General features: G+C 55.2%; 6 protein-coding genes. 4 read left to right on the plus strand and 2 right to left on the minus strand.

Features of this window, described 5'->3' with window-relative positions; translation table 11 throughout:
* Nucleotides 1–102: 102 nt before the first annotated feature.
* Nucleotides 103–936 carry an AraC family transcriptional regulator gene (locus M3G15_RS20905; RefSeq protein WP_009224197.1) on the minus strand — a complete coding sequence of 278 codons (834 nt, stop codon included), beginning with the start codon at nucleotides 934–936 and terminating at the stop codon, nucleotides 103–105.
* 128 nt (nucleotides 937–1064) lie between these two features.
* On the opposite strand from M3G15_RS20905, the gene M3G15_RS20910 reads away from it, so the two are divergent.
* Nucleotides 1065–3095, plus strand: coding sequence for a beta-galactosidase (locus M3G15_RS20910; protein WP_260071969.1), 2031 nt, complete (start codon nucleotides 1065–1067; stop codon nucleotides 3093–3095).
* A 104-nt stretch (nucleotides 3096–3199) separates the two neighbouring features.
* Here the strand turns inward: M3G15_RS20910 and M3G15_RS20915 are convergent, their stop codons facing one another.
* Complete coding sequence (locus tag M3G15_RS20915) at nucleotides 3200–4273, minus strand: M42 family metallopeptidase (protein WP_260071970.1); 1074 nt, start codon at nucleotides 4271–4273, stop codon at nucleotides 3200–3202.
* A gap of 509 nt (nucleotides 4274–4782) precedes the next feature.
* Here M3G15_RS20915 and spoVAC point away from each other — a divergent pair.
* Genes spoVAC through spoVAE form a run of 3 tightly spaced genes read left to right on the plus strand, consistent with a single transcriptional unit; the run spans nucleotide 4783 to nucleotide 6662 of the window.
* The gene (spoVAC, locus tag M3G15_RS20920; RefSeq protein ID WP_016311365.1) at nucleotides 4783–5289 is read left to right on the plus strand and encodes a stage V sporulation protein AC; all 507 of its coding nucleotides are present in this window, start codon (nucleotides 4783–4785) and stop codon (nucleotides 5287–5289) included.
* Between the two features lie 3 nt (nucleotides 5290–5292).
* Nucleotides 5293–6315 carry a stage V sporulation protein AD gene (gene spoVAD, locus M3G15_RS20925; protein WP_260071971.1) on the plus strand — a complete coding sequence of 341 codons (1023 nt, stop codon included), beginning with the start codon at nucleotides 5293–5295 and terminating at the stop codon, nucleotides 6313–6315.
* Entirely contained in the window at nucleotides 6312–6662 is a 351-nt protein-coding gene (spoVAE, locus tag M3G15_RS20930) for a stage V sporulation protein AE (protein WP_009224192.1), read from the plus strand. Before spoVAD ends, spoVAE begins: the two co-directional genes overlap by 4 nt.
* Nucleotides 6663–6698: the final 36 nt, after the last annotated feature.

Consider the following 6698-nt stretch of genomic DNA (forward strand, 5'->3'; position numbering starts at 1 on the left):
AAAATGCAGTTTTTTAAGGCCAAAATCGCTGATACTCTCCATTTGGAGCGCTTTTGCAGTTTTTCGTGTCCACCTGCCACGCTGCCAAAGGCAGAACTCTTCCTAATGCAGCCTACGGAACTGCTGGGGGGTCATCCCCGTGTGCTTGCGGAACGTGGCGACGAAGTGGCTGGCATCTCGAAAGCCCGTTTTGCCGGCGATCGCGGCGACGGTGACGCCAGGTTCGCTGGCCAGATGCTCCTTCGCCTTATGGATGCGCATTTGCGTGAGGTAGCTGTAGGGGGCGATGCCAAACGATTGCTGGAACAGCTTGCTGAGATGTCGGCCGGACATTCCGGCCACTTCAGCCAACGTATCCAGCCCAACGTCGGGGTTGCCGTATTCCCGCTCCATCCAGGCGAGTAGCGGTCCCAGCTTCTCCATGATTCGCGGGACGGCGCTGCCGCTCACCTGGCCGAATTGGCTCAGGACTGCAAGGAACCGGTACACCTCGGTTGAGGTCTCCAGGCCAAACGGGTCCTGAATGCTGTCCAGCCGGTTGAGCAGGTGGCCAAGCAGCGGGGAGATAGGCGCCTCCGCTTCCCAGCGGAACAGGACAGCCTCCCGGATGCCAAACGCCGCCAGAATCGACCCGGCAGCTGCTCCGCCAAACGTGAGGTAATACGTCTCCCATGTCGAGCTTCGCTTAGCTTGATATTCGTGAGGCATGCCGGGCGGCAGCAGCATCCCGCTGCCTGGAGGGAGCAGGACCGTTCCGCTGCCCAAAGTCAACTCCCCCTCGCCCTCGGCGGTATGTAGCCAATGGTAATAAGGGTAGCCGTCCGGGCGGACGATTTTCTCCTGATTCGGATTATAGCCGACGCTTTCCAGGAGCAAGGGAAGATTCGGTGTGGCAGCCGGGGAAAAAACAAAACGGGTAAAGGCCCGTGAACTCATCGTGCGAATTGCCTCCTAAGTTTAATCCATATTATTATATTACAATTCGAAATTATTATATATAAAGCGGGAAATTTCAACCTTACAATGGACTTAGAAGTTATATATCGCAAAAGGATGTGGATATGGTGATCAACGAGAAACTGCCGAAAATTTGGTACGGCGGCGACTACAATCCGGAGCAGTGGGGACCGGACGTTTGGAAAGAGGACGAGCGGATGTTTAAGCTGGCCGGGATCGATGTGGCTACGGTCAACGTTTTTTCCTGGGCGCTCATTCAACCTAGCGAGGAAACGTATGACTTTACGCAATTGGACGAAACGATCGACCGCTTGTACAAGAGCGGCGTTTATGTCTGCCTGGCGACCAGCACCGGGGCTCACCCGGCATGGATGGCCCGCAAATATCCGGACGTGCTGCGCGTTGACGTGCAGGGACGGAAACGCCGGTTTGGCGGACGTCATAACTCCTGTCCAAATTCGCCGACCTATCGCAAATACGCTGCCCGTCTGGCCGGCAAGCTGGCGGAACGCTACAAGGATCATCCGGGGCTGTTGATCTGGCACGTTTCCAATGAATATGGCGGCTACTGCTATTGCGACAACTGTGCGGCTGCCTTCCGCGTGTGGTTGCGAGAGCGTTATAAAACGTTGGATGAGCTCAACCGGGTATGGAATACGCGATTCTGGGGTCATACGTTTTATGATTGGGAAGAAATCGTGGTGCCCAGCGAACTCAGTGAGGAATGGGGCGGCAACCGTACCAACTTCCAGGGGATTTCGCTGGATTACCGGCGCTTCCAGTCGGAGTCGCTGCTGGAGTGCTACAAGCTGGAGTACGACGAGATCAAAAAGCATACGCCAAACGTGCCGGTAACCACCAATTTGATGGGCTTTTATCCGGAGCTGGATTATTTCAAATGGGCGAAATATATGGACATTGTTTCTTGGGACAACTACCCGTCCTTGGATACGCCGGTCAGCTTCACGGCCATGGCCCATGACTTGATGCGCGGGCTGAAGAGCGGCGCGCCGTTTATGCTGATGGAGCAGACGCCAAGCCAGCAAAACTGGCAGCCCTACAACTCGCTGAAGCGTCCTGGCGTGATGCGCCTTTGGAGCTATCAGGCGGTCGCGCGCGGCGCCGACACGGTGATGTTCTTCCAGCTGCGCCGCTCGATTGGGGCGTGCGAGAAATACCACGGTGCGGTCATTGAGCATGTCGGTCACGAGCACACCCGGGTCTTCCGCGAAGTGGCGGAGCTTGGCCGAGAGCTGGAGCAGCTGGGCGATACGCTGCTGGACGCGCGGAACGAGGCGAAGATCGGCATCGTCTATGACTGGGAGAACCGTTGGGCGATCGAGCTTTCCAGCGGTCCAACCGTAGCTTTGAATTACGTTAATGAAGTCCACAAGTATTACGATACGTTGTTCCAAATGCATGTGGAGAGCGACATGGTGTCGGTGGAAGAGGATTTCAGCAAATACGAAATCCTGATTGCGCCGGTGATGTATATGGTGAAGCCGGGCTTTGCGAAAAAAGTCGAGGAGTTCGTAGCGAACGGAGGCACATTTGTCACCACCTTCTTCAGCGGCATCGTAAATGAGAACGATCTGGTGACGCTCGGGGGTTATCCGGGCGAGCTGCGCTCCGTCCTAGGCATTTGGGCAGAGGAGATCGACGCCTTGCTGCCGGGCCGCACGAACCAAATCGTGATGAAAGAAGCTTGGGGTGCACTGTCTGGCCAATACGAATGCGGCCTCTTGTGCGATTTGATTCATGCCGAAGGCGCAGAAGTGCTAGCGGAATACGGCTCCGATTTCTATCAGGGGATGCCGGTCGTGACGGTCAACCAGTTCGGCAAAGGTCGCGCCTATTATGTGGCAAGCAGCCCGGACGCCGCCTTCCTGCAAGGGTTCCTGAAGAACCTATGCGAAGAGAAAGGGATCCAGCCGTTGCTGGACGCACCAGCCGGCGTCGAAGTCGCACGCCGCGTGAAGGATGGCAAAGCCTTCTTGTTCCTGCTGAACCATAACGAAGGGGCTGCTGAGGTGGAAATCGGGTCTGAAGGAATGAAGGACCTGCTGGCGCAAACGGAAGTGTCGGGTACGGTTCAGGTGCCTGGCCGGGGCGTCGTTATTTTGGAAGGTAAAAAGTAAAGATTATCCAAAAAACCGCAAGGCCTGACAAACGGCCTTGCGGTTTTTTGGAAGATATCAGAAAACTTTGAATGTACGTCGATAGACGTTTTTCTTACGGAGGTTCAGCTATTCTCCAGAATTGTGTTCAGCGTCGTCCGGTCCAGTCCGCGCACCAGGCGAATCAGCAGCTCCTTCGCAGCTGCATAATCATCCGTATGGATGATTGAGGAGGATGTGTGGATGTAGCGGGAGCAAATGCCGATGACGCTCGACGGGACGCCGGTGCCGCTGAGATGCACTTGACCGGCATCCGTGCCGCCCGGTGACACGAAATATTGGTACTTAATCTTGTGCGTATCCGCCATATCGCGGATATATTCGACCAAGCCGCGATGGGTGATCATCGTCGGGTCAAGGATGCGCAGCAGCGCGCCATCGCCCAACCGGCCGAACGCTTTTTTATCGCCGGTCATGTCGTTGGCCGCGCTGGCGTCCAAGGCGAAGAAGATGTCAGGCTTAATGAGATTCGCCGCCGTCCGAGCCCCTCTAAGGCCCACTTCTTCCTGCACGTTAGCCCCAGCATAAAGAACATTCGGCAGCTTCTCGCCGTGCAGTGCCTCGAGCAGCTCAATCGCTAAACCAACGCCATAGCGGTTATCCCAGGCTTTCGCCATAATTTTCTTCGGATTGACGAGAGGGGTGAACTTGCAAATCGGTACGATTTGCTGGCCGATCTGCACCCCTGCGGCTTCGGCTTCCTCACGGCTGTCCGCGCCGATATCCAAGTACATCGATTTGAGGTCTACCGGCTTGTTACGCTGCGCCTCATCCAGCAGGTGGGTTGGGATCGATCCCACTACGCCGACGATGGGGCCGTTCGGCGTAATGATTTGCAGGCGTTGGGCCAATACGGCCTGGCTCCACCAGCCCCCCAGCGGTTGGAACGACACCATTCCGTTGTCGCTGATCCCGGTGGTCATGAAGCCCACTTCGTCGAAATGCCCGGCGACCATCACCCGAGGACCTTGCTCATCTCCGCGCAATACCCCGAACAGTCCGCCGAGGTTATCCTGCACGAATTCCTGCGTATAGGCCGACATTTTCTTTTTAACGAGGGCCCGCAGTTCTCGTTCAAATCCAGGAGCCGCTGGAAATTCCGTCAGTTCTTTAAATAGCTCGCGCGTTTTTTCATTCATTGCTTGCTTCTCCTTTTTCTAAAGATACGGGTTCCAAAGGCCCGATTTACAGCATCTAGATATCTTAGAATCCATCTCAGATAACCTTCCTACCCTAGTATGAACTACCTTTTTTCGATTGTCCATGGCGATTGGATTGCCCGGATTTCTTGTGCTGTCGTAACTCTGGCGAGCACCCGCCATCCGAGCGCAGCATATACTGCAGAAGCAGCAGTCGATGGGCGAATGAGGAGGCTAAGCTTAATGGAACGATATGCCAAAGATTGGCTGGTGATCTGTCTGCTCTTTATCCTGTTAGTGATCGTCCTTCTATATTTATAATAACAGGATGCAATTCCCTTGCCCCACCTGATGCAAGTCCGCCGGAACTTGATTTCTGCGGGCTTCTTTGTGTTGTAATTGAGCAGTTTGGAGCCGGATTCCATGGATCATTTTCCAAACATAACAAGCCGCCGGATGACAAATAATGAGTATACCGTGCAAGTTAGGAAAATAAGGAGGAATGCCGTTTGCCTGCAAAAGCGAAAAACAAGCCGGGAGCTCGGGTGAAGTTGAACAACCTGCTGCTGACGGAGGAAGAGTATCAGCAGGTTGCCGACCAGCATAAGCCGAAAACCAACGTTTTGCGCAACTGCGTAAGGGCGTTTCTGGTCGGCGGGTTCATCTGCTTTATTGGCCAATGTATCCAGCAGCTGTTTATGACTTTTGCCGACATGTCCGCGCGGGAAGCAGCGAGTCCTACGGTCGCGGTCCTGATTTTCATCTCCGTTGTACTGACCTCGTTTGGCGTTTACGACAAAATCGCCCAATGGGCCGGGGCCGGTACGGCTGTACCTGTGACGGGGTTCGCCAACTCCATGTGCTCCTCGGCCATTGAATCCCGAGCGGAGGGGCTTGTTCTCGGCGTAGGGGCCAATATGTTTAAGCTGGCGGGGTCGGTGATCGTGTTTGGCGTTGTAGCCGCTTTTATTGTAGGCGTGATTCATGTGATCTTCGGCTTGGGAGGAGTGCATTAACCGATGCTGATCGGCGCGCAAACCTGGGAATTTCGCTCCAAGCCGGCCGTTATCGGAGCGGCGACCGTTGTAGGGCCTGAAGAAGGGGAGGGGCCGTTGTCCCACACGTTTGATTTCGTCTACGACAATTTGGAGATTGACGAGAAGACGTGGGAAAGAGCGGAGCGCAAGCTGTTGGAGCACGCTGGGTCCCTTGCCTTGGTCCATGCCGGCATTAACCGGGAGGATCTGTCCTTCTTCATCAGCGGCGATTTGATGAACCAGATTATTACCGCGACGTTTGCGGCCCGGACGATTGCGGCTCCGTATCTTGGGGTGTTCGGTGCCTGCTCGACCTCCATGGAGAGTCTTGCCTTAGCCGCATTTCTGGCTGACGCCGGCGGGGCAAAATATGTGATGGCCGGTACGGCCAGCCATAACTGTACTGTGGAGAAGCAGTTCCGCTATCCAACCGAATACGGTTCGCAAAAACCGGCCACCGCCCAATATACGATTACGGGCGCAGGCTGTGCGGTTGTATCGAAGGAGGGGAGCGGTCCGCGCATTACCCATGCCACGATCGGCCGGATCCAGGATCTCGGTGTTAAGGATCCGTTTAACATGGGAGCGGCCATGGCGCCGGCCGCTGTGGATACGCTGGTTTCCCACTTCCGCGATACGGGCCGGGGGCCCGAGGATTATGATTTGATCGTCACCGGAGACTTAGCTTCGGTGGGACATGCCATCGCCAAGGATTTACTTGAAAAAGACGGCGTCTCGATGGACAAAACGAAATTTGACGATTGCGGATTGATGATTTATGACCGTAACAAACAAACGTATGTGAATGCCGGAGGCAGCGGCTGCGGCTGTTCCGCCGTCGTCACCTATGGCCACATTCTAAGAAAATTAAAGAACCGGGAACTAGGCCGGGTGCTGGTCGTTGCTACGGGTGCCCTCTTGTCTCCGCTGTCCTATCAGCAAGGCGAGAGCATTCCCTGCATCGCGCACGCGGTTGCCCTGGAACAGGAGGTTAACGAAAAATGATATTTTTTTGGGCATTTGTCGTTGGCGGATTGATCTGTGTTATCGGCCAACTGATGTTTGACGTGCTAAAGCTCACCCCGGCGCACACAATGAGTTCGCTGGTCGTCGCCGGTGCAGTGATGGATGCGATTGGCTGGTATGACCCGCTGGTGAAGTTCGCCGGAGCGGGAGCTTCCGTACCGATTACAAGCTTCGGCAACTCGCTGGTGCACGGGGCATTAACCGAACTGCAGCGGGACGGCTGGATCGGGGTTATTACCGGGATCTTCGACGTGACTAGTGCGGGGATCTCGGCGGCGATCATTTTCTCCTTCCTTGCGGCACTTGTTGCCCGGCCAAAAGGTTAAAATTTTTGGAAAACGCATTGCTTTTTGCGGGAACAG

Origin of the sequence: Paenibacillus sp. p3-SID1389, from assembly GCF_025151705.1 — a bacterium.
In the GTDB taxonomy this organism is placed as follows: domain Bacteria; phylum Bacillota; class Bacilli; order Paenibacillales; family Paenibacillaceae; genus Fontibacillus; species Fontibacillus phoenicis.